This is a genomic window from Corynebacterium sp. H78 (assembly GCF_037572275.1).
Classification (GTDB): domain Bacteria; phylum Actinomycetota; class Actinomycetes; order Mycobacteriales; family Mycobacteriaceae; genus Corynebacterium.
In genome coordinates this window covers 148904-175153 of the sequence record NZ_JBBHKX010000005.1, presented here as the reverse complement: position 1 = coordinate 175153, position 26250 = coordinate 148904, and the positions used below count along the sequence as shown (strand labels likewise).

Sequence of the window (26250 nt, the reverse complement as noted above, 5' to 3'; positions counted from 1 at the left end):
TTGACGCAGCGTTAAGTGCAAGTGGTTGACGGCCACAGCGCAGGCAAAGTAAACAAAGGGGCAGCCAGCAACAGCTGACTGCCCCTTTCGCTCTACCCCAGGCTTTCTACACCGCCAGGTATCGCAACTACAGAATCTCGCCTGGCTTGTATGCCGCAGCCTCTGGGTGCTTCTCAACCAGGGCGTTGACGCGTGCGCATACACGGTCAACCTGGGACTCTGCTGCACCGATGAATGCGTGACGGTCAGCCAATGCCTCAGTCAGGCCTGCTTCGTCCAAAGGAATGCGGGAATCTGCAGCCAGACGCTGCACCAAGTTCTGCTCCGCGCCCTTCTCACGCATATCCAATGCGGTTGCTACGGCGTGCTCCTTGATGACCTCGTGAGCCTCCTCACGGCCAACACCAGCACGCACACATGCCATCAGAACCTTGGTCGACGCCAGGAATGGCAGGTAGCGCTCCAGCTCACGGTCAATCATTGCTGGGAATGCACCGAACTCGTCCAACACAGTCAAGAATGTTTCGAACATGCCGTCCATAGCGAAGAACGCATCTGGCAGCGCCACACGACGAACAACAGAGCACGATACGTCGCCTTCGTTCCACTGGTTACCTGCGAGCTCCGACAGCATCGTCATGTAACCGCGCAAAATGACCTGGAAACCAGTCACACGCTCACAGGAACGAGCGTTCATCTTGTGAGGCATTGCGGACGAACCGACCTGGCCTTCCTTGAAACCCTCGGTCACAATTTCATTGCCTGCCATCAGGCGGATTGTGGTGGCCAGCGAGGATGGGCCAGCGCCCAGCTCGACCAGCGCAGACAGCGCATCGAAGTCCAGGGTGCGTGGGTAGACCTGACCGACCGAATCAAAGACACGGGTAAAGCCAAGACCTTCAGCGATTTCAGCTTCAAGTGATGCCAGTGCGGCTTCATCGCCATCAAGGAGATCCAGCATGTCCTGAGCGGTACCCATTGGGCCCTTGATGCCACGGAGCGGGTAGCGGTCGATCAATTCATTGACGCGCTCGATGCCCAGCAGCATCTCGTCTGCAGCAGATGCGAAACGCTTACCCAAAGTGGTTGCCTGAGCTGCCACGTTGTGGGAACGACCAGCCATGACCAACGACTGGTACATAGCGGCCTTTTCCGCGGTGCGCGCAACTACAGCCACTGCCTTGTCGCGAACAGCCTGCAAAGACTGCAGCATCTGCAGCTGCTCAACGTTCTCGGTCAAGTCACGCGAGGTCATGCCTTTGTGGATGTGCTCCGTACCCGCAAGGTCACAGAACTCCTCGATGCGGGCCTTGACATCGTGGCGCGTGATGCGCTCACGATTCGCAATCGACTCCAAATCAACCTGGTCCACCACGGCCTCGTACGCCTCGATGGTGCCCCCCGGAACCTCGATGCCACGAGCCTGCTGAGCCTTCAGCACGGCGATCCAGAGCTGACGCTCCAGAACGATCTTGTGCTCTGGGCTCCACAGCTGCGCCAGCGAAGCGGAAGCGTATCGGTTTGCGAGGACGTTTGCGATCTTCTTTTTCTCAGCCACGCTTCTAGTATTCCATGACAGCTGGATTACCTGGTCGACGGATTGGTGGAACACTGGAAACCATGAGTGAACGCGACGAACAGACAGCTCCCACCCCACCCACAACGCAGACCCCAGCCACGGCAGCCAACCTGCTCGTCGTGTCTGATTTTGACGGCACTCTCGCTGGTTACTCGACCCAGATTTATGACGTTCCTGTCCATCCGGACGCAATCAGCGCTCTGAACCGCCTCGCCACCATGCCACACACCAACGTAGCGGTGTTGTCTGGACGCGAGGTCGCGACTCTATCGACGCTTTGCCCCACTAGCGAAAAGGTCATGCTCGTCGGCTCTCACGGCGCTGAATCATCCACGCAGGCGGTGTCTCTCACGCCCGAGCAGCAGCAAATCTATGCGGAATTGCGAGACGATTTGGAGACGGTCGTCGCAAAGCATGAGGGTGCTTTTGTGGAGAAGAAGCCGGTGAATTTGGTGACACATGTGCTTGGCACACAGCAGCGTGATCCTGCAGAAGCTGAGGACATCATGGAGCGATCGCGTGCGCTGTGGGCGAGGAAGTACGCGGACCGTGAAGTGACGATGACAAATGGCAAGGGCATCGTCGAGTTCTCGATCCTGGACATCACAAAGGGAACGTGGATTGAGCGGGCAAAGGCCGACTTCGGGGCTTCCTGCGTCGTATTTCTTGGCGACGACGTCACCGATGAAAACGGATTCCGAGTGCTGGGCGACGGCGACTTCGGCATCAAGGTCGGAGACGGCGAAACCCTCGCACGCCACCGCGTTGCGGATATCGACGCTGTCGCCGACTATCTCACCGCGCTGGCTAATGCGAGGGCTACGTTCTTGTCTGAATGACGTCGTGTCTGCTTGATGTCACATCTGACCGACGCTCGCGACTACTTGAACACGTCCAGCTTGCCGAACTTCTCTGCCAACAGGTAGTACACAGCCAGGCGACCGTTGGAGGTACCGTCCTTCATCTTCTCGCCAACTTCGGCGATAGCGGCATCTAGCGTTGCGTCATCGTCGGTAAGGCCGAGCTTCTTCTTCAAGAAATTCTCACGCACAGTTGCCAGCTCAGCTGGATCGCTAAATGATACAAGCGATGAGTCACGCTTGCTCAGCACCAAACGGTACGTGGTGAGCATCTTCTCCAGCACCGCGTCATCTGCGTCGGGTGCGTACTTCTTGACATCGGCAATCCAGTCGGCCATTGTGTCCTCCTAGGTAGTGCTGGGCAACGCCAACCGACAACCAAACACAACTCTGTCGCTGCGACACCCATGTGGTTTTGAAAGCTATCGAAAAGCTTCATCTACCAGCATAGGTGCATTTGCTTTACGACGCTCCTGGCCCCGTCAACCACGCAAGAATTCCGCCATTGAGATTGTGCAGCCGGATTCCCCGTGGCGTTGTTGGATCCATCATGAAAATGTCAATGGCGTGTTGGGACCGCTGACCGGATCGGCAATTGACGATGACATCGGTGGCAGTAGCTACCGAATCGTCAAGCACAGACCGTGCGACCGCTGCCCATCCCTGCTGGCGAATTCGCCCCAGAGGAATATGAATGGTGCCATCAATTGCAGCTTGAGCCAGTTCTGGCGCTTCGCGTACATCGACAAGAATCGCTTGCACGTCGCTGCTCGACAACATGTCGGCTGCTTCATACGCCGAGATTCCATCCCTGATAGGCGCATCGGCAGTTTGCTGCTGCTCCTTCCGCTCCTGCTCAGATTCCTCTGCCCAGTACGCGGAGTCACCACATACGTCCTCGATATCCGACAAATCTGTGACCGGTTCCCTATCGGGATCGGCCGTGAATTGTAGAGTGCGAACTTCTGGCAGGAGGACGTCGATAAGCAAAAGGCGCCCGATCGCTGGCTCGCCAACACCCGTCAATACTTTGATGGCTTCGATTGCCAACATGGAGCCGATTTGGCCAACCATCGCACCAAGCACCCCACCGGCTGCGCACGAAGGGACGGAGTCGGGGTCGGGAATGTCCGGGTACAAATCGCGGAGCATTGGCCCACGCCCGGGCCAGAACACCGACACTTGCCCTTGGAATTGCGAGATCGTTCCCCATACCAGGGGTGTCTTGGTGATTTCGGCGGCGTCGTTGGATAGGTACCGCGTCGCAAAGTTGTCGGCTCCATCGAGCACAATGTCGTGGTTCTCGAACAGTTCACACGCATTGTCCGGGTCGATCTTGCCGACGATCGCCTCAACCGACATTTCCGAGTCCAGTCGTAACACTGCGTCGCGCGCAGACTCGGCCTTCGGTCGGCCAATATCGCTTTCACGGTGGAGAACCTGCCGTTGCAGGTTGGATTCGTCGACGGTGTCGTCGTCAATGATTGTGAGATGTCCGACCCCAGACGCAGCCAGATACAGCAAAACCGGCGACCCGAGACCGCCTGCACCGATGACAAGTACTCGAGAATTTCGCAGTCGACGCTGCGCGTCTCCGCCGAAGCCCGGCAAGGTCAAGTGTCGCGCGTATCTGCGCAGATCGCGCTCGGACAAACGCGGAAGTGGTACCGCGGTCGCTGGCTGCCTTGCCACTACAACGACTCTTCCTCGCGGGAGGTACCCACGCGTTCGGTGATGATGCCATCGAACGACGAGCTTGCCTGTGCCAAACGCCGTCGTGGGATGCGCCCTGCATTGCGAGCTGTGTAACCTGCCTCGACTCCGAACTTCATGGCGCGCGCCATGGCCACGGGGTCTTGTGCGCGAGTGACAGCAGATGCGAGAAGAACCGCGTCGCAACCAAGCTCCATGGCCAGCGCAGCTTCGGAGGCGGTGCCAATGCCAGCGTCCAAGATGATTGGTACCTGAGAGCGTTCCACGATGAGTTCAATATTGTGTGGGTTCAAAATACCCAGGCCAGTACCGATAGGCGAACCGGCCGGCATCACCGCAGCACAGCCCACATCTTCAAGTCGCTTAGCCAACGCCGGGTCGTCGTTGGTGTACGCAAACACAACGAAATTATCATTGACCAGTTCCTCTGCCGCAGCGACGAGTTCCACTGGATCTGGCAGCAGCGTGTCTTCGTCGGCAATGACTTCGAGCTTCAGCAGATTTGTCTCCAGCGCTTCCCTCGCCAGCTGTGCTGTCAACACTGCATCACGCGCGGTGTAGCAGCCAGCGGTATTTGGCAGCGCGGCAATGTTGTTGCGCTCGAGCATTGCAAAAATTGATTGCTGCGACCCAGCTGCGAAACGACGCATCGCGACCGTCGTCAGCTCCGTGCCCGATTCAATAAGCGCACGTTCCAGCGTATCCATCGACGTCGCGCCACCCGTGCCCATGATGAGGCGCGAATTCAGCCTCAACCCGCCAATGTTCAAGGTGCCTGCAGTGTTGTCAGTCATGATCAGAAGTCTCCTCTAGCTCTCGCTCTTAGCCGCCCTGCACTGCCGTCACAATGTCGATCTGCCCAGCTACCGGGGTCTGTGCCCACTGGGCTCGCCTTACGACGACCCCATCTACAGCAACCGCGATTCCCAAACGTGAACCATCTGCCGGCGTTCCATCGTTAGATAGCTCGCGACCAGAATGAGCAGTGACGAGGTCAAGAATCGTTTCGTTGTCGCGTGGCTCATATGCCTCGCCATTAACAGTGGTGGTCATGGTGGTGGCCTTTCGTGTCACGTCTAAATCGGTGTCGTTGGGGCTAATCACGGAGTTGTACTCTTGGGCGGGCATCGCTAAAGCGCCACGGATCGACTGCAGTAGCAATGTCTTGATCAACGTCGTTGTCACACACAACGTCAGCGCCAATTAGGGAACCGACAGCAGCGAGCAAGATTCCATGTCGAAAGTATCCGGTGGACACCGTCAAGTGTGGGGCAACTCGACCGATCATTGGAACGTCGTCTGGAGAACCCGGGCGAGCGCGCGTCGTCAGTTCAGTAATTTCGCAATCGAGAATGCCCGGTACGAGCCGGTAGGCATCACGAAGAAGTTGGTGGACACCCTCGGCAGAGACTCCCGACATGGAGTCTTCACGGGAGGTCGCGCCCAGAACAATTGAGCCATCTGCTCGAGGCACGATATACACCGGTCGGCCTTGCACAATGCCCCTAATCGTGCGAGTGACCAGTGGCTGCAGCCGTTGTGGCACGTTCATGCGAATCACATCGCCATACACAGGACGAAGTGGTAGCTCCAAGGTGTTTGGCAAACCAGAAATATCGCCAGTATTCAGCCCTGCTGCCAACAGGACTTCATCTGCCAAGTAGTCGTTGCCTTCGGTATCGCGTAGCCCTATGGCGCGATCGCCGTCGTAAAGAACTTCGGACACACGAGCGCGAACGACCTGTTCCCCCAGAATCTTCAGCAGAGCAGCGGTAAACAAGCGGGGATCGATTTGGTGGTCGCCGGGAATTTCGACGGCCCCGACACAACCTGGGCCAAGAGCAGGCTCAGCCCGGCGCGCAGCAGACGCAGTGATCCGACGTACTTCCATACCCATCTGGTGTTGCAACGACATCAGGTCGGTCAGCGTCTGTCGATCAGCTGCGTCACCAGCACACACAAACGTTTCGCTGTCGAGATAGCCGACATTCTCGCCGGATTCTTTGGCCACTGCCTGCGCAAATTCTGCGTACATCTCGCCAGAGGTAATCATCAACGGATACAGCGTCGGCTGATCCCACACCACTTCGCTGACGGGCGCAAGCATGCCCGCTGCGGCATAAGACGCTCCAGAAACCGGTTCGGCATCAAGCACAGTGACCTGCCAGCCACGGCGCACCAACCGCCATGCAGTAGCCAGCCCAATAATGCCTGCACCAGCAACAACAACTGACTTCTGGTCTGACTGTTGCTCAGGCTTTGAGGCAGTGTCCACTGCCTTCCTCCCTCCGGCGGCATGACCCGCATCAGGTGTAGCGGTCGGCATTGCGCCCTCTCAGCCCCTCGGTCGAGGCTCCCGCGGAATTGTTACCCCTATCATAGGCCTATGGCTTCCGAACCTTTGTTACAGCCCATCACCGGCAACAGTGCGGTATCGCCTGCGCGTGAGCGTCGTCAAGCGAAGCTCCGCGAAGCCCGCCTCTACGTCTGCACTGACGCGCGTGCCGATCGCGGTGATCTACGCGAATTCCTGCACGCGGCATACGAAGGTGGCGTCGACATCATTCAGCTGCGGGATAAGAAGATCGATGCGCGCAGCGAAATCGACGCCGTCGAAGTACTTGCCGACGTCGCCTCCAAGCATGATCGCCTCTTTGCAGTCAACGACCGCGCGGATGTAGCGGCCCTCGTCGATGCGGATATTCTCCATGTCGGCCAAGAGGATCTCACTACTGCGCAAGTGCGTCGTTTGCTTGGCGACGACATCCTCGTCGGGCGTTCCAACCGCAATGCGGACATGTTCGCCGAGTCTCTCGCAGACCCTGGTATCGACTACGCAGTGATCGGACCAGTATGGGCTACTCCAACGAAGCCGAATCGTGCAGCAGTTGGCCTCGACACTGTGCGAGCAGCAGCTGCAGCAGTCGCGCAATTACGTGCTGCCAGCTCAGCCGAAGCCGGCCAACGCAGCGTTGCTGACGTCACCGATCCGCGCCGGGCGGTCACTGTCGATCCTGTAAAGCCATGGTGGGCTATCGGTGGCATTGATCAGGAGCGGGTCGGCGAGGTCATTGACGCGGGTGCAGAACGCATCGTTGTGGTTCGTGCGATTACCGATGCTGCCAATCCGGAGGAAGCGGCGCGGATGCTGAAGGAAGCAATCACCCAGCGCTAAATGCCCGCTACTCCCCTAGTCACTAGCGAAGTCCTCCAGCTTTTCGACGGGCCCCGACACAATCAGCAGATCGCCAGCGTTGACGATATCGTCATCAAGTGCTGGCCGAAATCGTTCACACCGTGGACGCAGCGCGAGCACCGTAACGGGCGCAATCGCATTGATCTCGCTCACGTTCTTGCCCTGCACAGCAACGGGTGGCACGATCTTGGCGATTGCGAAATCACGGTCGAACTCCAGATAGTCCTGTACCTTGCCACCGATTAGGTGCGCGACGCGACGTCCGGTGTCTGCCTCCGGGCGAATCACGTGATGGACTCCGATTTGTCCAAGGATCTTCGCATGAGCTTGATTATCGGCCTTTGCCCAAATCAGGGGTACTCCCATATCGACGACCGCGGATGCGGTCAGCAGCGATGCTTCGATGTCGCTGCCGATGGCAATGACAACTCGCTCGGCTTCATGCACACCGAGCTGTCGCAGAACTTCCGGCTGCGTCGTGTCGGCGGTGACAACATGGTCGAAGGTAGCGGACAATTCTTGGACTACACGCTCGCGAAAGTCAACGCAGAGAACTTCGATACCGTTAGCACGAAGCTCTTCGCCAAGGGCCTGGCCGAAGCGGCCCATACCCAGAATGACCACGGGTGAGGTGTCAGCTCGACGTGAAAACATGAGGATCTCTCCTGATTAAAAGTGCGGGTAAGTCGCGGATGGGTAATTGCAGTGACGAGCTAACCGATAAACGGTCGTTCTTCCGGGAATTCGTAAAGCCGATTCTTCGTGCGTGCAGCCAACGCCGTCGCCAGCACGATGGGACCAACGCGACCAGCAAACATGAGCATGATCAACACACCTTGGGCGCCGGCGGGAAGCATTGGGGTGATGCCCGTTGACAAGCCAACGGTTGCAAACGCACTCACCACATCAAACGCAATCTGATCAGTGGTGAACTGAGGTGCCATGAACATGATGGCCACCAAACTGCCGATCGAGAGCACACCACCGAACGCAAAAACCGCCAACGATTGACGAACGATACGAGGGCTAATTTGTCGCTGCTGAATCGACACCGTTTTCTCACCGCGAATTTCCGCGAGCACCGCAGCGACGATGACGGCGACCGTCGTGATCTTCACACCACCCGCAGTACCACCGGAACCGCCGCCGATGAACATCAAAATATCCGTGCCGAGCAGTGTTGACGGATGGAAATCCAAATAATCCAACGCATTAAATCCCGCAGTACGAGGGCTCACGCCTGCGAAAAACGCGTTCAGCACCTTGGCCGGCCCGCTGAGTCCTTTCAACGCGCCGTTCCATTCCGCTGCAGCCACCAACACGAAGCCAGCGAGCACCAACATGGCGGTACCGATCCACGTGAACCGTGCTGTCAGACTCCAACGGTGTGCCGGCTGCCCTTGCGCGGTACGACGGAATCGTCGAAAAGTCTCAAGCAAAACAGGGAAACCGATACCGCCGACCAAGAGTCCGAATGCGAGTGGCAGGATCACCAGAGCATCAGTGTTGAAGCCGATGACATTGTCCGTGTACAGGGCAAAGCCAGCGTTGTTAAATGCGGAGATCGCGTGGAAAATACCTTCCCAGATCGCACGGGGCAGCGGATAGTCGTAGGCGAAGTAGAAGCGGAAAGAGAGGAAGACAGCCAAGAACAGCTCGACAACCGCGGTGAATATGATGGTCGCGCGAACAACCCACGAAACTTCACCTAGATCGACACCACGCCCCTCCACCCGAGCGCCCGCGCGACGGTTGATGCCGAGACGACCGGCAACCATGAGACCGAAGATGGAGGCGATGGTCATGAAGCCGAGGCCACCCAGTTGGATTAGGATGATGATGACAAATTCACCGAATCCAGACCAATGAGTACCCGTATCAACGGTGATGAGACCGGTGAGACACGATGCCGAGGTAGCTGTAAAGAGGGCATCAAGGAAACTGGTTCGATCGCCCACTGTGCCACTACCACTGGTAATGGCATGTTCGGAGGTAGAAATCGGCAACATCAGCAAGGCGGTGCCGATAGCAATAAGCATCGCGTAACAAACAACAACGAGCGTGGTTGGTTTCAACCGTGGTGGGAAGGTAACCGCGCGGAGATCGGAGTTGTCGTTTCGATGCTGACGAAACGTTTTCACGAATGGAGAGAGTAGACCTCTCTAGGGCTGCACACCAGCTTTTGTCGGATATGTCTCAGGTGGTTGCTTCGGGTGAACGCGATGCACTGGTGCCGATCTTCAAATCCTCCACCTGGCCAGCGCATTCATACAGTGCATACAGGCCACCGAATACGCCTGCAAAAAGGTTGATGAGCAGGCCTATCACCATAATTCCGCTTCCCCACGTAGCAATCTCGCCTACCTGAAACGAGCCCACCGGACCCGCCAGCACACCCGCAATGGCGATCACCATGCCCCACGCGGTGATCTGCCAGAGACCGCGAATTCGTTTGTCGGCAGTTGCTAACAGCGCTGGGCACAGTTCGACGCCGTGGCTGGAGGCGATCGTCACAAGCTGCGAAGTGATGCGAAAAGCCGACACTGCAAGGAAGGGCAACACCGCCCAACCCAGCATTGCCATTTCAGCCACATACCGATCCTCACTGAAGCTGAAGACTACCGACGCTGACGCGGCGACCACTAGCAACAGTCCTAGCAAGAAAGAAAGCAATGCGATTCCTTCAGTGCCTGACGACGAAGATTCTGCCTCGGCAGTAAAGGTTCGGTCAGCGAAAAGGGCCGACACAGGTTGCGCTGTAATTGAGGATGTTGGCTTGCTAGTTGGCTTTGGGGAACTGACAATCTCTGCGAGCATGGCGGCTTTCACTCATCCGTTCATCTACGGTTCTTTTCTTTACGTAGATGGGATGCAGCGAACACCCAGCAAAGTTCCCTCATTTTCGAGGATTCCAGGTTTTGGGCAGCTTTGGAACACTATTGTTTCCGCAACCGCGCAGGTCAGCTAGCCGGCATTGTCAGCATTGTAAGACTTGCCGGTGAACTGCCCGATCCGGCGCACAGCTTCACGCATATCGTCCGTGGAACCGGCAAAGCACAACCGCACCCAGTTCTTTCCGCCTACGGTGTCGAAGTCGATGCCCGGCGCGACTGCCACACCTGTCGCATCGAGCAGGTCACGTGCCCAGGTCAGCGAATCTGCGTCAGCGGGATCGTCGTAAAGTTCGGAAGTATCGGTGTAGATATAAAAACCGCCGTCGGGAGGTGCGATGTTGCCAAGGCCAACTTTCGGCAGGCCTTCCAACAGAACTTCGCGGTTTGCTGCGTAACGCTGGACATGCGAATCGAGTTCCGCGATGGACTCCGGCGAGAAGGCCTCAATCGCGGCGACCTGCGACACAGCAGGGGGGCAGACACTGAGGTTTGCGCTCAGTCGATCCAGCGGGGCACGCAACCACTCGGGAATGATGAGCCAGCCGACGCGCCAACCGGTCATCGAGAAGTACTTGGAGACGCTGCCCACGACTACTGCTGACTCGCTGAACTGCCGAGCAGATACACACTCTCGGCCGAAAGAAATGCCGTGGTAAATCTCGTCGCTGATCAACAAACACGCATGATCATCGCACCACTTCGCAATCGCTTCCAGCTCAGCCGCATCGATAATCGTGCCCGTTGGATTGTCCGGGCTAGTCACAATCACAGCCTTTGGCACGCGAGGCAGCGCATCCAGCTTGTCGACGCTCAGCTGAAAGCGAGACTCCGGACCACAGTCAATCTCGACGACATTCGCTCCCAGCGCCTCCAGCGAATTGCGGTACGCAGGATAGCCGGGACGGGCAAGAACGATGTCATCGCCAGCGTCGAGGGCTGCCAGGAACAATGACACGAAACCACCCGAGGATCCGGTGGTGATGATCACATCATTGACAGAAACTGGACGCGCCGAAGCGCCAAGCTGATCAGCTTCCCCATATCGCTGATTCCAGTTGTCGGCAATAGCCTGCTTCAATGCAGGAATGCCGGTGGCCTCGGTGTACCCCAGGATTTCTCGGTCAATGGAATCACGCGCAGCTGCCAACACTGGCTTTGGCGCCGGTGTTGATGGTTGGCCAGCACACAAGTAGACGACATCACCCTTTTCCCTATTGCGTGCATGCGCTGCTGCCAGCACATCCATCACGTAGAAGGGAGCGACTTCAGATCGCTGTGATGCGCGTGAACTACCCGATTCCATGACGAGATTTTCCTATTCCGGAATTGAAATGCGACCCTCAACAGCTGGCAGGGCGATATCGCCACGGAAGTGCGAACCTTCGAGCTCTACTGTCTTCAAAGTTGCATATGCCTGCTCGCGAGCTGCTTCCAAAGTGTCACCGACACCCACGAAGTTCAGCACTCGACCACCAGCAGAGACCACACGGCCGCCGTCGTCAAGAGCGGTACCAGCGTGCAAAATGCCATCGTCTTCGCGACCTGGCTCCGCACCCTCGATCACATCACCGGTGCGAGATGTCACTGGGTATCCTTCGGAGGCCAGCACGACCGTCAGGGCGTAGCCTTCGCGCCACTTCAGCTCCGGGAAGTCTGCAAGAGTACCCGTCGCAGCAGCGTGCAGCGCCTGAGCCAATGGAGATTCCAAAAGTGCCAACACTGCCTGCGTCTCCGGGTCGCCGAAACGGCAGTTGAATTCGACAACAGCAATGCCGTCCTTGCCCCACGCCAGACCTGCGTACAGGAGACCCTGGAATGGGCAACCGCGCTTGACCATTTCCAAAGCGACTGGCTGGCACACTTCGTCCACAATCTTCTGCACGGCGCCTTCTGGCAACCACGGCAGTGGCGCATAAGCACCCATGCCACCAGTGTTTGGACCAGTGTCACCTTCGCCAACCCGCTTGTGGTCCTGCGCCGGAATCAATGGCACCACAGTCTCGCCATCAACCAGGCAGAAAAGCGAGACTTCTGGACCATCCAAAAACGATTCCAGCAGCACCGGGTTACCACCCTCGAGCACGGCCTTGGCATGCTCGATGGCCTCCGTACGCTCTGGCGTGACGACGACGCCCTTACCTGCAGCCAAACCGTCATCCTTGACCACCCACGTTGGTCCGAAACGATCGATAGCAGCTTCGATTTCTTCCGTTGCGGCACCAGGTTGGATAGCTTCTGCGTGTGCGGTCTTCACACCTGCTGCAGCCATCACATCCTTGGCGAATGCCTTGGAGCCTTCGATACGAGCTGCGTCTGCATTTGGCCCGAAGACAGGGAAACCCGCAGCACGCAGCGCGTCGGCTACACCTGCGACGAGAGGAACTTCTGGACCAACGATGACAAGATCCGCCTGGACCTCCTGGGCCAGTGCAGTTGCTGCTGCAGGATCATCGACCTTCAGAGAATGCATCGTTGCAAGCTTGGACATGCCGGCATTACCGGGAGCGACATGCAGCTCGGTGACCTGTGGGTCTTTACTCATTGCGTAGAGGAGGGCGTGCTCGCGAGCACCGTTGCCAATAACCAGGATGCGCATGCAGTCCATCATATCGGCAGAGCTGGATTACCTGACCATTCCCCCATTTCGCACGCCACCGATCCGCAGTTCGGGATACGCTGGGCGACATGAGCACCGTGTTTACAAAGATCATTAATGGAGAACTACCGGGCCGCTTTATCTACCGCGATGAGCAGGTAGTTGCCTTCCTTACCATCGAGCCTATTTCCTCGGGCCACACGTTGATCATTCCAGTCGAAGAAATCGACCGCTGGACTGACATTCCACCAAAGCTGCTAGCTCATATGAACGAGGTTGCACAGATGGTGGGCCGAGCAGTAATCGAAGCATTTGACGCGCCTCGCGCTGGTTACCTCATCGCTGGCTTCGAAGTGCCACACGCGCACATTCATGTTTTCCCGGCGTGGGATATGCATGGGTATAACTTGGAAACGGTCGACCGTAATCCAGATCCAGCTGCTCTGGATGAGGCCGCCAACAAGCTCCGTGAGATTCTGGGTACTCAGGAGCTCGGTTAGCAAGAATCAGCATTCGGGAGCCATCGCGTATGAGCGACGATTCAACGACTGACGCCACTGACACGAATGACCCCACTGAACAGCCAAGCGCGGATGACGCAACGGATAAGTTGACTGCGTCGCATCCTCGCTTAGATTCTGTGCGTGCACAGCTGCACCAGCTTTTGGGCTCGCAAATGCCCACGTTGTTCCCTGAAGGCGCTGCCCGTTATCGTCAGAGCCTTGCAGATTCAGCGGACAGTCTCACTCACGCTGATCTTCCAAAGGCCGGCGTGGAGCCTGCCCCAGAAGAAGGAAGCGCAGACGGTGTGGGAGAGTCGTCGTCGAAAACTCCGTACGCTGCGTTTCGCCCGCTGCGTGGTGTTTTCGAGGATGACTGGCGCGCAAAAGTCACCCCGGACCGCCCGTGGCCGGTCATTCTGATCCACGGTACTGGCAACTCCAAAAGCGTTTGGCAAGATCTCGGTACTGAACTGCGCAGCGACGGTTGGGCAGTCTTCGCTCCAGATTATGGCTTCCGTGCGTCCGGACCACTATCTCAGTCGCTTGACCAGTTGCTGGCTTACATTCACGCTGTCATGCATGCCACCGGCGGTCACAGTGTGATTCTTGTTGGCCATTCGCAAGGTGGTTTGCTGTCAACTCTCCTTTCCTTGCGTATTCCTTCCAAAACCAAGCATGTGGTGTGTTTGGCTGCTCCGAATCACGGGACGTCGTTAGGCGGAGTGGTGTCGGGTCTTATCCGTATCCCGTGGACCCGCAACTTGATGAGCTCATTCGTACAGAACTACTGGGGCATCTCCGGGCTGGAGCAGCTGACAGGATCGAAGATGGTGTTCGATTCGACGATGAGTCGTGATATCACTGCACCCGGCGTGACATACACATGCATTGCGTCCAAAACAGACCAACTGATTTACCCACCAACCTCATGCTTCCTTGATGATGGCGATACCGGTGCCATCGAGAACATCTTCGTGCAAGAACGTTTTCCACAGTCCGTGGTACTCCACGAGCACATGGTGTCTGATGTTCGGGTGCGCTCGCTCGTCCGTGAAGCCCTGTTCAAGCTGGTAAACGTTCCGTTCAGCGCCACCACGTTCATGCTTGACGACGAAGTGCCAGACATCGACACCCTCAATAAGCAGCAGTTTGAGAGCTAGACATGTTGTTTCCCCGTGTTTTTACGTCGGCACTTGCAGCACGCAAGCGGGGTGAACCATTCATCTTGTTGGTTCCTCCCAGAGGCAGTGTCGCTGCCGGCACTATTCTTGACGAGAATTGGCAACCACCAGAGACACAGACTGGTACGTCGGAAGTACCTGTCGTGATGTTGCATGGAACTATCGCCAATGGTGGATGTTGGGAGCATTTGGCAGAGAGACTGATGGCCGAGGGGCGACAAGTAGCTGTGCCAACATTTGGCGCACGAGGCACGAGTGGAATTTCTCAGTCCTACGGTGAAGTGACGGACGTTGTCCATGAGGTATTGCGAAAGACAGGTGCGAAGCGGGTAGACCTCGTCGGGCATTCCCAAGGGGGCATGCTTATCGGATGGATGGTCGCTGCAATGTATGGCAACGGCCCAGATAGCATGGTCGAAGCTTTGCCCCGAGGGTCAATTCGCACAGCCATCGCTATTTCCGGTACTCACCGTGGAGTGCCCCGTCCCCGTAAAGCCTTACGCGGGTTCTTTTCGCAAGCGATTATTGGGGAGTCGCTGGGTGAGATCATGTTGATGGGCGACAACACCATGTGGGATTCACCGGAAACGTGGCAGTACGCAATCGATGTCGATGCCGATTCTTCATTCCCACACTGGTACGACATTGTTTCCTATGAAGACGGCATTGTTCCAGCGACGTCTGCCCTGCGCGCGCACTCTCCGATTGAGATGCCCGGTGCCACCACACTCGTTCTTGAAAAAGAACTCGGTCATGGTGTCAGGCATCCCCTACAGCCGAGCCACCCAGAGATCATTGATCTAGTCGCCCGCATTCTGCATTCGGACGACTAGTGAGCGCGACCGATCGGCGCTAGTACTTATCCAAGGATTCGCGCGCTTCCGCAACCTGCGCGATCAACTGCCGAGCTGCCCGCGATGGAGCCTCGGAGGTCAAAGCTTCCAAAACTACCGGCGGCAATCCAGCTGCCTGATAGTCCTCGAATGTCACGTGCCCTAAAGCCAGCACTCCCTGCAACCACGCGACGGCGCGCGCTTCAGGAGCAATACAGCGACGGGCAACACGTTCGTGTTCGACCAAGCGCTGACGGTGTTCATCGTCACGCATACCAAGACGCGCAAGTGTTCGGGCAGCGGCAATGAGGTTCTCGCCGGACACTTGCTCAAGCTGCGCAGGATTTGCGGGTGGCTTGGTCTTGCTGCGACGACGAACGTACAGATCCTGTTGACCGATCCCAACAACGCCACCGTCTTTGTCACGAACCACCGAGGTGTAATCGATGACGGTGGAATACCCGCCCTCAGTTTCGCGGTGAATACGCTCTACCAACTCATCTGTGATTTCTACTTCCAAATACGCGCCACGAGCGCCAGGGCGAATGTATTCGAAAGAGCCAGTACGCGTCCAGGCTTCCCAATCCCGGAGACCAAGCCTAAACATCACGAGTGCGCCGAAGAGCACATCAGTCATGGCATAGAGTGAGCCACCAAACGCAGCGCCATGAATATTGGCGTTGAGCCTATTAAGGCGCAACTCCAATCGGCCATACGACCAATCGTCTGCCACATCTGTGACCCTAATACCCGATGCAGCGAGAGGTGGCCAAATATTCAAGAACCTCTTGAAGCCCTCGGGAGTTGCAAAAGTATCTTCAAACTTCCGAGTGAGTTGCTTCTTCAGCGATTCTGAATTCATACTTAGCAACTCTAGGCTTTGCGTCACTTTCCGTCGAACGTGCAACACTCCATAGCAGCCATTTTTCCAAAGATTCTCTGTGTCGCCACATAATGCCTAGGACAGCGACTTTTCAAGACGACGGATTTTGCCCAGCAAATCATCACGAAGGATTCGGTAACGCTGGATACCATCGATGCCGTTGTCTTTCGGATCTTCGTACTCCCAGCGGATAACCTCCACCTCAGGCGGCACGAACTCAGAAACATCAATGTCGCCCAGCACTACGACCAAATCGGCCTTGTCCGCAAGTGACGGCGTGAGCTGTGACGGGTCCCCATCGCACCGCGCGCCAACTTCGGAAAGCGCCATACGCGCATCTTCGTCGATGCCACGGTCATCGTCATCCACATCGATACCAGCCGACATGGCGTGAATGTGCGGAGCATTATGACGAACAAGCCCCTCCGCAATGCGTGACAAACCCATGTTGCTTCCGCTGACAAAAAGAACTTCGGTCATGGTCACATGATAGGCGCAATTGACCCACGTGGCAGAGGTTTACACAGTTTCCCTGCCTGGTCAGCCGTGCCTCGTCAGAGTCAGTGCGTAGTTGACGACGAGTTGGCCTCTAGTTAGCACCCTCGTGAGCGACCGACCAGATTGTGACCAGCGGACCTTCTGAGGTCTCGCACCGCAGCGTTGCTTCGCCAGCAGGCTTACACTCGGCTGGGCCGCCAGCATCAAAGCGGTGATCCCGGGCCAAAATTCCCTCATGACCTGGCGCATTATCCATATCGCTAGCCAGCAGAGCGCCCATCACACGGTAGGCAGTCGAGCACAGTTTCGCTGCATCTCGCTGCGTGTCCCCTTCTGGCGCTCCTGGCGATTCAGTCACACCAACGTGACTAATCCCTGCACCATTACCAGTTGCGCAAACGAGAACTCGCTCTCCCGCAACATCAGCAAAATCACCCTGCAAGACTATTGGCGACTGAGGAGAACCGTCGTTAGGTTGCGGCTCAGCAGGAGCTGACGGCGACGGACGTACTGGGACCGGACGGGATGGAGTAGGTGCCTTGATGTCCTTGCTTGCAAAGAAATTCGGGAACAGCGCATGGAAAAGCGCGAAGTTGAAATTCAGGGAATCCAGGGAACCCAACCCGAGCGACGTTGGAGCTGTAGCCGACGACGAAGCAGGCGCATCCGCGGGTGCAGGTTCTGCTACGGCCACACCGGCGGTGGCCCCTGAAAAGGTCAAGCATGCGGTAGCAGCGACGGCTGCGACCACTGGGCGGGAAACCTTGCGAGCGAAAAACACGATACTGCTCCTCTCAATAGCCGTATCAACACCGCCAAATGTACCTAAAAATGGACAGATTGTGAACTACTGTTACGGAAGTTACCAAAGTTACAGATGTTGTCCAGTGGGCCTTAATTCAGCAGTGCGTCTCTCACCAGGGCGAATACCGCCCGCAATGCAAGGCACAGCCTTCCCCACAGAAAAGAAAACCAGGCCGGGAAACTTCCCTGACCTGGTTATATGGAGCCGGAAATGGGACTCGAACCCACAACCTACCGCTTACAAGGCGGTTGCGCTACCAATTGCGCCATTCCGGCATCCAGCGACACAACAGCGCCCTGTACGAGGAGTCAACCGGGTACGAGGGCACGACAAGTTATCGCTAACCGGGGATGATACATAACTGAATCGCAAAGACTAAAATCTGCCGTGCGCTTGACGACGCTCCGTCGTAAAGCCACTTCCCTTGTCCCTCACGTTTACCCATACTGAACAGCACGTATAGAAGATTTGCCACAAAGGTATAGAGTCGCATCAGAGTGTGCACGAATACCGTCGGGAAGTACGGTTGAAAGACCAAGGTGGACGATATTTATGGCAACCATTGAGCCAGGCGCGGAAACATCCGCAAGCACGGATGACGACGGAACCACCCCTTCCTTCGCAGTACGCGTCCGTAGTAGTTGGTCGCAGATGTGGTCAGGCACCCGATCGACCGTTGACCTCGTTCACTCCACCCAAACGCCACTTCCGCTAGCGCCGATCGATTACACCGATCCCGACCAGGTGACGGCTGTATTGGACTTGGCAGCCCGCATCGGTGGCCTCCTCCTCGCGTGTGGCTCCCCGAATAACGACACGGTTCTTCAGATCAAGGCTGTTACTGCTGCATATGGCCTGACCCGAGTGCAGGTCGACATCACGTTGACCTCGGTGACGGTGTACCACCTCATTGGTGCGCGCCGTACCCCGATTACGGCAATGCGGGTGGTTGATACCCCAGTGCCCAATTTCGAGCGACTACGCCAGACTGACCGTCTCATGCGCCAGATCCGCGGCGGTCAGATTTCTCTGGAAGATGCGACGGTTCGTGCCGAAGAAATTGAAGACGCACCCTCGCTCTACCGGCTGCGCATTATTTATCTGGGTTGGGCCCTGCTCGCCGCGTCGGTCTCACTGCTACTTGGAGCATCGTTGGGCGTTGCGACGATCGCCGCTTTCGTCACACTCGCCATTGTCGTTGTCATCGGCGAGCTGAGCGCCCGTGGCCTGCCTATGTTCTTCCAAAATGCGGCGGGCGGTTTCATTGCAACGATCTCCGCGACCTCTCTTTATGCCATCCAGGGAACTCTGGGATTTGAGGTGCAGCCGGGCCGAATTATTGCCTCGGGCATCATTGTGATGCTTGCCGGCCTCACGCTGGTTCAGTCACTCCAGGATGGAATGACGGGGGCTCCAGTCACCGGGTCAGCACGGTTCTTCGACACGATGTTGTTAACCGGCGGCATCATCGCTGGTATTGCGCTGGGATTGGAATTGTCGGCTTATCTCGGCATCTCTCTTCCAGCTTTCCAAGCAGCCCCTGACCCCACGTTCACCGAATCAACGGTCCGTGTCTTCGCCGGCACTGCCGCCAGCCTTGGGTTCGCTGTGGCATCCAATGCGGGACCGAAGGCATTATCCGCCTCCGGCATCACTGCGTTACTTGGCTCGCTGGTCTACTACCTCGTCCTGCTCCCCGCCGGCTTCCATCCTGCTTCCGCCGCTGGCGTAGCAGCAACCCTGGTTGGCCTCGCGGGTGGTTTGCTTGCCCGCCGTTCGTCCATTCCGCCATTGATCACCGCAATCGCAGGCATCACCCCGTTCTTACCTGGCATGTCCATTTACCGTGGTCTACACGCTTTGCTTCACGACGAGCCACTGATGGGTTTTGCCTCCCTAGCCTCCGCACTCGGCATCGCTACGGCACTGGCTGCTGGCGTTGTATTGGGCGAATGGATTGCTCGCCAGCTTCGTCGCCCACGCGCACTGACCCGCGATGGTGAGTTGAAGCGCCCGAAGTGGAATCGAGGTAAAAGGGTCCGAGGTGCCGTCGTAAAGCCAAAGAGGCGCCCACTGCGTAGCGCACCGTTCCGATTCAAGGGCGGAGCGAAGGAAGCGACAGATAGGTAACGGCCTTACACTGGTACACTGAAGTTTCTGCATGGGTACTCGACCACGCCGGCCGGTCGCTTGCCCGCTCCTGCGCGCGACGGAGATTTTGACATTTCGTGGTTATGCGCGCACTTTTCGCCGTTGAGGCCGCCACACAGGAGGATTCGTGCCACCTAAGGTCACTGACACTCGTTCTGCCCAGAATGAAGCCCTACACAAAGTGGAGGAAAAGACTGCAGCGGGGGCTCGACGGATCGTAGCTACGTTCTCGGATGACTTTCACGATTGCGTCACTTTGATGTGCATGCTTGGTGTTGAGCCGGAGGGCCTGAGCTACAAGAAGGTACATGACGAGTACCTGAAGGAAAACGCTCCAAAGACTACGAAGCGCACTCGTAAGTCCACCAAGAAGACGGCCAAGAAGGCCACGAAGAAGACCGCTAAGAAGACAGCGAAAAAGGCCACCAAAAAGGCTGCAAAGAAGACGGCCAAGAAGGCCTAATACATGCGACTGCTGCGCCGTTCCACGAGATTTTCCGTCGCATCAGTGTGTCTCGGTGTCGCGACTATTCTCAGCGTTGCCGGATGTAGCGCGCAGGGCCAGGCACAGTTCGTTGGCCGGGAAATTCAGGTGACGCATGTCTACGATGACCCGGCACTGCCCACCGCTGCGCCGGAAAATGCTATCCCTCCGATGATCACCTTCGGCGGACGCACGTACACGGTCACCAGCCAGTGTGGCACTGCCACTGGTGAGGTGGACTGGCGTGGCGAGGCGGCGGTCGTCGACAAGCCGGAACCGCAGCTGCAGCGTAAGTGTTCTCCTGCGATGCAAACATTCGTAGACCGCTTGTTTGCCCAGCTCGATGGTGAATACACCTTCGATGCGAATGATAATTCTGTGCGCTTCGCCCGCGTGGAAAAGCCGACTGCCGGCGAAGCACCAGCCGGCTGGGCGGGGCTGCTACGCACGGACTAGTACCGGCCGGTTTTAAGTACCACAGCGCACTAGACAGTGATTCAGCTATACAGAAGGACGCTGGCGCCACTTCTGCTCGTTCGGCGCATCCGCACCTGCAGCCACTACCCTCGCGTACGAACCGCGGTGGTAAATGAGTGGCTTCGCAGCGTCACGACGACCAATAGTCTTCAACGCTCCCACCACAATGAAATGGTCACCGGCTTCGTGCACGGTATCGAGCGTGCAATCGAACCACACTGCACAATCATCCAAAACTGGGTTACCCAGATCCGTCATTGCCCAGGTTCCGTGTTCGAACTTATTGGGGCTGCGACGGCCAAACGCTGTCGACAGCCCTTGTTGATCTTCTGTCAATACGCTGACAGAAAAACGCCCCGTCGCTTTGATCCGTGGCCACGACTGCGATGACTTCATCACAGTAAACAGCACCAATGGCGGTTCCAAGCTAAGCGACGAGAACGACTGGCAGGCAAAACCGACAGGCTCGCCATCATGGGTTGCGACAATGGTTACTCCGGTGGCGAACTCGCTTAGTGCCCGGCGAATAGCCAGTTCATCGAAATCAGACGTTGGCTGCAAGGCGCCATCAGAGTTGCTCATATGCGGAACTTTACCTGCCTTCACTTTTGTTCGACCGTCAGAGTGAACCTTCCGGAAGTTTACCTATCGACTTCTCTTCGCGGCTGTCCTACTGAGTCGCTGCCCGTGCCGTTAGCCCTGCAGCTGTCCCATCGTCTCAGTCTCACGGGGCGCGGCCGTCGTCTTGCCAGGAATAAACTCCGTTGGCAAGATCCGTCGAATGGCCGGTGTAGTTCCGTTTCCATCGTCGTCGGAGTTCACCAACATGCGACCAACCTCGCGGCCTTTGTCCTTGTTTGGCTGCGAAACCGTCGTTACACCCAGCACCCGTGCGAGCTGAATACCGTCAAAGCCCGTAACCGAGAGGTCCTCGGGGATCCGAATTCCCTCTTCCCGGCAGTAATTCATCACTCCCAAGGCCTGCGTATCTGTCGTACACACCACTGCGGTGAGATCTGGATGAGCTTCCAACAATTCTCGTGCCGCATCCATGTTGTTTTCGCGATTATTAAGATGGCGCTCGATAATCGGGACTTCTGCAAACTCGATGCCTGCCTCTGCCAGCGCATCCAGAGCACCTTCTACACGGAATTTCTGCACGTGGTGATGCGCATTGTCCAAACGCTCGCGCTCTACCGGACCGTCGTTACGCACCCGGGATAGACGAACCGAAAGAATACCGATCTTCCTATGCCCAAGCTCCAGCAGGTGCCGGACGGCTGGTTTGATTGCCTCGCGATCGTCGATTCCCACAAACGGCAATTCCTCGACGTTCGTCGGCTGATCGCAAATCACCGTGGGCAGCTCGCGTTCCATCACGGACTTCAAGAATGGATCATTCTCAGCCACTGAATACACCACGAACTTATCGACGAGCGCGCGCCGGATCATGTTCAGCGCCCGCACGTCGCCTTCACCGCCGGTAGAGGCTGCGGGGATAACCACCATAGACTCGCCGCGTTCACCGAGCGCTTCGGACAATCCAGCCAAGAAATCAGTCGATGCAGGGTCTTCGAATGCGAAGGACAGCTGCTCTGTGAACAGCACACCCATCGCGCCGACTTTGCGGGTTCGCAGTGACCGCGCCATCGGATCTGGGCCTGGGTAACCGAGCTTGTCCGCAGTAGCCATAATTCGCTCCCGCAGCTCGTCCGACAACTGGTCAGGTCGGTTATAAGCATTAGAGACAGAGGTACGCGAAATACCCAATTCTGCTGCGATCGAGGCCAGGGTGCCCCGGCGTCGCTTCTTCTTGGGAATACCAGCGGAAGCTTCATTACTCACGTGGTTTAACTTACCGTCACTTGTCGAAACCGGCAGTGGATGAAAACCTGTGCTTCACAACGCTCTCCCAGCCGGGGCTGTCCAAGATCACTCACCCACAGATTGAAAATCGTTTTCAAAAGGGTTTAGGATGCTGATATGACAAACGCTTTCTCCTCGCGACTGCGTACCACGTTCTACGCAGTCGCTACCACAACTGGCTTAGTTTTTTCTGCCACCGCATGCTCTTCGGACAATCAGGCGACAGAAAGCGATGACAGTCAGGATTCCATCAAGATTGTCACCTCCACTAACGTGTGGACTGACATTGCTAAAGAGGTCGTCGGCGACGCAAAAGACATCGAGGTCACTCCGATCATCGAATCGAACGATATTGACCCGCATTCTTACCAGCCAACTGCCGCAGATATGGCCACGGTCGAAAAGGCAGACATTCTTGTTGCTGGTGGTGGGCATTACGACGCGTGGCTAACGTCCGCAGCGTCCGATCAGGGTGAGCAAGTCATTATCTCCGCGCTTGCCCCTGTCGCTGAACACGACGCTGATCATGACGCTGAACATGATGTTGATCATGACGCCGAACACAACCACGAAGCAGAAACAGGTCATGAAGGCCATGACCACGAGAACGAAGTCAACGAGCACATTTGGTACTCGACCACCGCTGTGAAAAATGTCGCTGAGCAATTGGCGAAAGAGCTGAACCTATCAGACGATGCCGTCGTCAAGAAGATGGACGACATTGAAAGGCGCCAGGATAAGCTCCCCGCTGCCAAGACTGCTCAAGTTCATCCATTGGCTGATGACATCATCAGCGATACCAAGATCCACGACCTCACCCCGAAGGGCTACCGAGCCTCAACGCTGAACGAGTCCGAGCCGAGTGCAGCCGATGTCAACGAGATGCTTAAACTGATTGAATCTGGCGACTTGGACTTCCTCATCGACGCACCTCAGACTCACGATCAGGTCAGCGAGCGAATTCTGGAGGCAGCAAAAGCAAAGGGAATACGTATTGTGAATGTGTACGAATCCCCAGCGCAGGGCCAGAGCTACTTCGATCTTTACGACGCGACTCTTGACGAATTGGAGCAAAAGTAACTTGCCAGTTCTCTCTTTCACTGGAGCTGCAGTGTCACCACTGTGGTCCAATCTCAACCTCACGGTTGAACCTGGCGAATTTATCGCCGTCCTCGGCCCCAATGGTGTCGGTAAATCCACCCTGTTAAACGTTGCTCTTGGGCAGCGGAAACTCACTGCTGGTTCCGTTTCAGTGCAAGGGAAAATTGGTTATATCCCACAACAGCACATGTTTGACCCGGACTTGCCCATGCGCGTCCGCGACCTCGTCGAGCTTGCCGCGTCCAGGGCATTGGGTCGTCGTAAAGTTTCGGAGGAAGTAGCCGAGGCACTCCGCACGGTTGGAGCGACGGGCATCGCGACGCAGCGGGTAGGCACGTTGTCCGGCGGTCAACAGCAGCTGGTTCGTCAGGCTCAGGCGCTAGTGTCCAATCCCGCGATTTTGCTGTGCGACGAGCCCCTCCTCAGCCTCGACCCCGCCGCGCAGAAATCGGCGGTGCAGCTTCTCGACGATCGACGTCGCCAGCACGACACCGCTGTCGTCTTTGTTACTCACGGGATCAACCCGATTCTGGAGTACTGCGACCGAGTTTTGTACATCACCCCACACGGGCATCGTGTTGGCCCAGTTGCGGACATCATGACATCAGAAACACTGTCTGACCTCTACCGCACGGATATCACCGTTGCGGAACTTAACGGAAAACTGGTGGTGGCATAGATGCTCCCCGATCTCGCAACGTGGTTTACTGACACCCAAGATCTCATCTCTGTCAGCTTTGTTCAGACCGCAATCATCGCAGCAGCACTGCTGGGTTTAGTATCGGGCGTAATTACGCCATTGGTAGTGATGCGCCGGATGAGCTTCACCGTTCACGGCACGAGCGAACTGGCGCTCATGGGTGCGTCAGCAGCTTTGCTGACAGGCTTTTCGGTCGGAGGCGGTGCGGTCGTTGGGTCCGTGCTCGCGGCGGTTGTGCTGGCGATCCTTGGCATGCGTGGCGGACAGGATGCCATTGTTGGTGTCGTGCTGAGTTTCGGCATGGGCCTATCCGTGCTGTTTATCCACCTGTATCCCGGTCGCTCGAACACCGCATTTTCGCTGCTGACCGGCCAGATCGTCGGCATCACCGACAACTCGTTATATCTCCTTGCCGCTATCACGGTGGTTGTCATTGCCGCCGTCGCATTCTTGTGGAAGCCCTTGTTGTACGCCTCTGCCGACCCTGTCATGGCCGCAGCCTCTGGTATCAACATTCGGGCGATGGCGATTCTCTTTGCGGTGCTGACCGGCTTGGTAGCGTCGCAAGGCGTTCAGATCGTGGGCGCTTTGCTGATCATTTCTTTGGTCATCACGCCTGGAGCTGCAGCTGCACACGTCACGGCATCGCCGAGGATGGCAGTTGTGCTGTCGATCATCTTCGCAGAGGTCGCTGCAGTCGGGGGCGTAATTCTGTCCCTGGCACCCGGTCTACCAGTTAGCGTTTTCGTGACGACGCTGTCGTTCATCATCTACCTCGTCTGCCGGGTGATTGGTTGGCAGCGATCCAAGAAGGCATCGAAGGACCTCGTGAATGCCCAGCGTTGGGAAACTACGTGCCCCACCTGTGGCGAGGCATAGACTTTACCTGGAAAATGACAAAATCCGCGATTTCTTTTGGGGATGATCGCGGATTTTCTTGTTCTTACTTCTGCTTACTTCGTGCTAGCTTTCTTTACTCGACGCTGCCGAGCGAATTCATTGAGCGTCACACCTGCAGCCACCGATGCGTTGAGGGATTCAACCCACGAGGCCATCGGAATCGACATGATGGTGTCGCACGTTTCACGGACGAGACGGGACAACCCCTTGCCCTCAGAGCCGACAACGACAACCGTCGGGGTCGTGCCGTCGTAAGTATCCAGCGTATGGTCACCGCCGGCATCTAGACCAACAACTTGGTATCCCGCCTTCTGGAATTGCTTCAGCGCACGCACCATATTTGTTGCCCGAGCAACTGGCAGACGAGCTGCAGTACCTGCCGAGGTACGCCACGCCACACCTGTCACCGCCGCAGAACGACGAGCCGGGATAACCACACCGTGCCCACCGAAAGCCGCAGACGAACGAATCACAGCACCGAGGTTGCGAGGATCAGTGATGTTGTCGAGGCAAACAATCAACCCAGCTTCACCGGTGGCTTTGACCGAATCAATAAGGTCTTCAACTTCCTGGTACTTGTACGGAGGAATCTGCAAACCAATACCCTGATGCAGGGAGTTGCCGGTCATACGGTCGAGCTCATGGCGCGCTACTTCCTGGATAGGAATGCCACGCGAATTGGCGATGCGAACGGCTTCCTGCAAGCGGTCGTCGTTATCCGTGCCCAACGCCACGACCAGCATCGCAGCCGGAACCTTTGCATGCAGGCACTCAACAACTGGATTACGACCTACAACGAGCTCCGTGCCATCAGAATCCTTCTGATGACGCCCCTGAGCGCGTCGACGCTGCTCTTGCGCACGCTTATGAGCTGCGTGATACACACGATCTTCAGCCTTTGGAGTTGGCCCCTTGCCACGCAACCCGCGCTTGTGGCCACCTGTGCCCTTTGATGCAGGCTTCTTCGATGTCTTGCGGACACCACCTTGCCTACGTGAATTACCTGGCATTAGCTCAATTCCTTTGAAGT

The 26250-nt window shown here is 56.9% G+C and carries 28 protein-coding genes, 1 tRNA gene and 1 riboswitch; of the genes, 11 read left to right on the top strand and 18 right to left on the bottom strand.

Annotation, left to right across the window (positions count from 1 at the left end; translation table 11 throughout):
* Positions 1-127: 127 nt before the first annotated feature.
* Positions 128-1558: an adenylosuccinate lyase gene (gene purB / locus WG934_RS09250; RefSeq protein ID WP_339989860.1), complete on the bottom strand. Its 1431-nt coding sequence runs from the start codon at positions 1556-1558 to the stop codon at positions 128-130.
* A 62-nt stretch (positions 1559-1620) separates the two neighbouring features.
* Here purB and otsB point away from each other — a divergent pair, with 62 nt between their 5' ends.
* On the top strand, positions 1621-2418 hold the full coding sequence (otsB, locus tag WG934_RS09245) for a trehalose-phosphatase (RefSeq protein ID WP_339989859.1): 798 nt from the start codon (positions 1621-1623) through the stop codon (positions 2416-2418).
* Positions 2419-2459: 41 nt separating this feature from the next.
* On the opposite strand, the gene WG934_RS09240 is transcribed toward otsB, so the two are convergent.
* From WG934_RS09240 to thiO, 5 genes are all read right to left on the bottom strand, one after another.
* Positions 2460-2777: a DUF2853 family protein gene (locus WG934_RS09240; RefSeq protein WP_339989858.1), complete on the bottom strand. Its 318-nt coding sequence runs from the start codon at positions 2775-2777 to the stop codon at positions 2460-2462.
* A gap of 124 nt (positions 2778-2901) precedes the next feature.
* Positions 2902-4131 (bottom strand): molybdopterin-synthase adenylyltransferase MoeB, encoded by a 1230-nt coding sequence (moeB, locus tag WG934_RS09235; RefSeq protein WP_339989857.1) that lies wholly within the window; start codon positions 4129-4131, stop codon positions 2902-2904.
* Entirely contained in the window at positions 4131-4946 is an 816-nt protein-coding gene (locus WG934_RS09230) for a thiazole synthase (RefSeq protein WP_339979971.1), read from the bottom strand. The genes moeB and WG934_RS09230 overlap by 1 nt, the downstream gene beginning before the upstream one ends.
* A gap of 28 nt (positions 4947-4974) precedes the next feature.
* A complete protein-coding gene (thiS, locus tag WG934_RS09225; protein ID WP_339989856.1) occupies positions 4975-5205 on the bottom strand; it encodes a sulfur carrier protein ThiS in 231 nt (76 codons plus the stop codon).
* Positions 5206-5248: 43 nt separating this feature from the next.
* On the bottom strand, positions 5249-6427 hold the full coding sequence (gene thiO, locus WG934_RS09220; protein ID WP_339989855.1) for a glycine oxidase ThiO: 1179 nt from the start codon (positions 6425-6427) through the stop codon (positions 5249-5251).
* Positions 6419-6522, bottom strand: a riboswitch (TPP riboswitch). Its footprint overlaps the gene before it by 9 nt.
* Before the next feature lie 16 nt (positions 6523-6538).
* Between thiO and WG934_RS09215 the strand changes: the two genes are divergently transcribed.
* Positions 6539-7327 carry a thiamine phosphate synthase gene (locus tag WG934_RS09215; RefSeq protein ID WP_339989854.1) on the top strand — a complete coding sequence of 263 codons (789 nt, stop codon included), beginning with the start codon at positions 6539-6541 and terminating at the stop codon, positions 7325-7327.
* Positions 7328-7342: 15 nt separating this feature from the next.
* Here the strand turns inward: WG934_RS09215 and WG934_RS09210 are convergent, their stop codons facing one another.
* The 5 genes from WG934_RS09210 to purD all read right to left on the bottom strand — a co-directional run bounded on the left by WG934_RS09210 (position 7343) and on the right by purD (position 12838).
* Entirely contained in the window at positions 7343-8002 is a 660-nt protein-coding gene (locus WG934_RS09210; protein ID WP_339979965.1) for a potassium channel family protein, read from the bottom strand.
* 59 nt (positions 8003-8061) lie between these two features.
* Positions 8062-9387: a TrkH family potassium uptake protein gene (locus WG934_RS09205; protein WP_339989887.1), complete on the bottom strand. Its 1326-nt coding sequence runs from the start codon at positions 9385-9387 to the stop codon at positions 8062-8064.
* A 157-nt stretch (positions 9388-9544) separates the two neighbouring features.
* A complete protein-coding gene (locus tag WG934_RS09200) occupies positions 9545-10165 on the bottom strand; it encodes a hypothetical protein (protein ID WP_339989853.1) in 621 nt (206 codons plus the stop codon).
* A 147-nt stretch (positions 10166-10312) separates the two neighbouring features.
* Positions 10313-11545, bottom strand: coding sequence for an aminotransferase class I/II-fold pyridoxal phosphate-dependent enzyme (locus WG934_RS09195; protein WP_339989852.1), 1233 nt, complete (start codon positions 11543-11545; stop codon positions 10313-10315).
* Between the two features lie 12 nt (positions 11546-11557).
* A complete protein-coding gene (gene purD / locus WG934_RS09190) occupies positions 11558-12838 on the bottom strand; it encodes a phosphoribosylamine--glycine ligase (protein WP_339989851.1) in 1281 nt (426 codons plus the stop codon).
* A gap of 89 nt (positions 12839-12927) precedes the next feature.
* On the opposite strand from purD, the gene WG934_RS09185 reads away from it, so the two are divergent.
* From WG934_RS09185 to WG934_RS09175, 3 genes are read left to right on the top strand one after another with little or no spacing between them, the layout of a single operon-like run.
* On the top strand, positions 12928-13338 hold the full coding sequence (locus WG934_RS09185; RefSeq protein ID WP_339979952.1) for an HIT family protein: 411 nt from the start codon (positions 12928-12930) through the stop codon (positions 13336-13338).
* Positions 13339-13367: 29 nt separating this feature from the next.
* Positions 13368-14501, top strand: a complete 1134-nt coding sequence (locus WG934_RS09180; RefSeq protein WP_339989849.1) for an esterase/lipase family protein — start codon at positions 13368-13370, stop codon at positions 14499-14501.
* 2 nt (positions 14502-14503) lie between these two features.
* Positions 14504-15355: an alpha/beta fold hydrolase gene (locus tag WG934_RS09175; protein ID WP_339989848.1), complete on the top strand. Its 852-nt coding sequence runs from the start codon at positions 14504-14506 to the stop codon at positions 15353-15355.
* Between the two features lie 19 nt (positions 15356-15374).
* Here the strand turns inward: WG934_RS09175 and WG934_RS09170 are convergent, their stop codons facing one another.
* The 4 genes from WG934_RS09170 to WG934_RS09155 all read right to left on the bottom strand — a co-directional run bounded on the left by WG934_RS09170 (position 15375) and on the right by WG934_RS09155 (position 17816).
* Positions 15375-16217 carry a PaaI family thioesterase gene (locus WG934_RS09170; RefSeq protein WP_339989847.1) on the bottom strand — a complete coding sequence of 281 codons (843 nt, stop codon included), beginning with the start codon at positions 16215-16217 and terminating at the stop codon, positions 15375-15377.
* A gap of 96 nt (positions 16218-16313) precedes the next feature.
* Positions 16314-16718, bottom strand: coding sequence for an arsenate reductase/protein-tyrosine-phosphatase family protein (locus tag WG934_RS09165; protein ID WP_339979948.1), 405 nt, complete (start codon positions 16716-16718; stop codon positions 16314-16316).
* A 109-nt stretch (positions 16719-16827) separates the two neighbouring features.
* Positions 16828-17517, bottom strand: a complete 690-nt coding sequence (locus tag WG934_RS09160) for a hypothetical protein (RefSeq protein ID WP_339989846.1) — start codon at positions 17515-17517, stop codon at positions 16828-16830.
* A 223-nt stretch (positions 17518-17740) separates the two neighbouring features.
* Positions 17741-17816 (bottom strand) — tRNA-Thr (locus WG934_RS09155).
* Between the two features lie 277 nt (positions 17817-18093).
* On the opposite strand from WG934_RS09155, the gene thrE reads away from it, so the two are divergent.
* The 3 genes from thrE to WG934_RS09140 all read left to right on the top strand — a co-directional run bounded on the left by thrE (position 18094) and on the right by WG934_RS09140 (position 20632).
* The gene (thrE, locus tag WG934_RS09150; protein ID WP_339979946.1) at positions 18094-19671 is read left to right on the top strand and encodes a threonine/serine exporter ThrE; all 1578 of its coding nucleotides are present in this window, start codon (positions 18094-18096) and stop codon (positions 19669-19671) included.
* Between the two features lie 148 nt (positions 19672-19819).
* Positions 19820-20155: a hypothetical protein gene (locus tag WG934_RS09145; protein WP_339979945.1), complete on the top strand. Its 336-nt coding sequence runs from the start codon at positions 19820-19822 to the stop codon at positions 20153-20155.
* A 3-nt stretch (positions 20156-20158) separates the two neighbouring features.
* Positions 20159-20632, top strand: a complete 474-nt coding sequence (locus tag WG934_RS09140) for a hypothetical protein (RefSeq protein WP_339989844.1) — start codon at positions 20159-20161, stop codon at positions 20630-20632.
* Between the two features lie 45 nt (positions 20633-20677).
* Here the strand turns inward: WG934_RS09140 and WG934_RS09135 are convergent, their stop codons facing one another.
* Together WG934_RS09135 and WG934_RS09130 are read right to left on the bottom strand one after the other, a co-directional pair.
* The gene (locus tag WG934_RS09135) at positions 20678-21235 is read right to left on the bottom strand and encodes a flavin reductase family protein (RefSeq protein ID WP_339979942.1); all 558 of its coding nucleotides are present in this window, start codon (positions 21233-21235) and stop codon (positions 20678-20680) included.
* 111 nt (positions 21236-21346) lie between these two features.
* A complete protein-coding gene (locus WG934_RS09130; protein WP_339989843.1) occupies positions 21347-22498 on the bottom strand; it encodes a LacI family DNA-binding transcriptional regulator in 1152 nt (383 codons plus the stop codon).
* A 138-nt stretch (positions 22499-22636) separates the two neighbouring features.
* Between WG934_RS09130 and WG934_RS09125 the strand changes: the two genes are divergently transcribed.
* From WG934_RS09125 to WG934_RS09115, 3 genes are read left to right on the top strand one after another with little or no spacing between them, the layout of a single operon-like run.
* Positions 22637-23599: a metal ABC transporter solute-binding protein, Zn/Mn family gene (locus tag WG934_RS09125; RefSeq protein ID WP_339989842.1), complete on the top strand. Its 963-nt coding sequence runs from the start codon at positions 22637-22639 to the stop codon at positions 23597-23599.
* Position 23600: 1 nt separating this feature from the next.
* Positions 23601-24299, top strand: a complete 699-nt coding sequence (locus WG934_RS09120) for a metal ABC transporter ATP-binding protein (protein ID WP_339989841.1) — start codon at positions 23601-23603, stop codon at positions 24297-24299.
* On the top strand, positions 24300-25199 hold the full coding sequence (locus WG934_RS09115) for a metal ABC transporter permease (RefSeq protein ID WP_339989840.1): 900 nt from the start codon (positions 24300-24302) through the stop codon (positions 25197-25199).
* A 74-nt stretch (positions 25200-25273) separates the two neighbouring features.
* Here WG934_RS09115 and rlmB read toward each other — a convergent pair whose 3' ends face one another.
* The gene (rlmB, locus tag WG934_RS09110) at positions 25274-26230 is read right to left on the bottom strand and encodes a 23S rRNA (guanosine(2251)-2'-O)-methyltransferase RlmB (RefSeq protein WP_339989839.1); all 957 of its coding nucleotides are present in this window, start codon (positions 26228-26230) and stop codon (positions 25274-25276) included.
* Positions 26231-26250 lie beyond the last annotated feature (20 nt).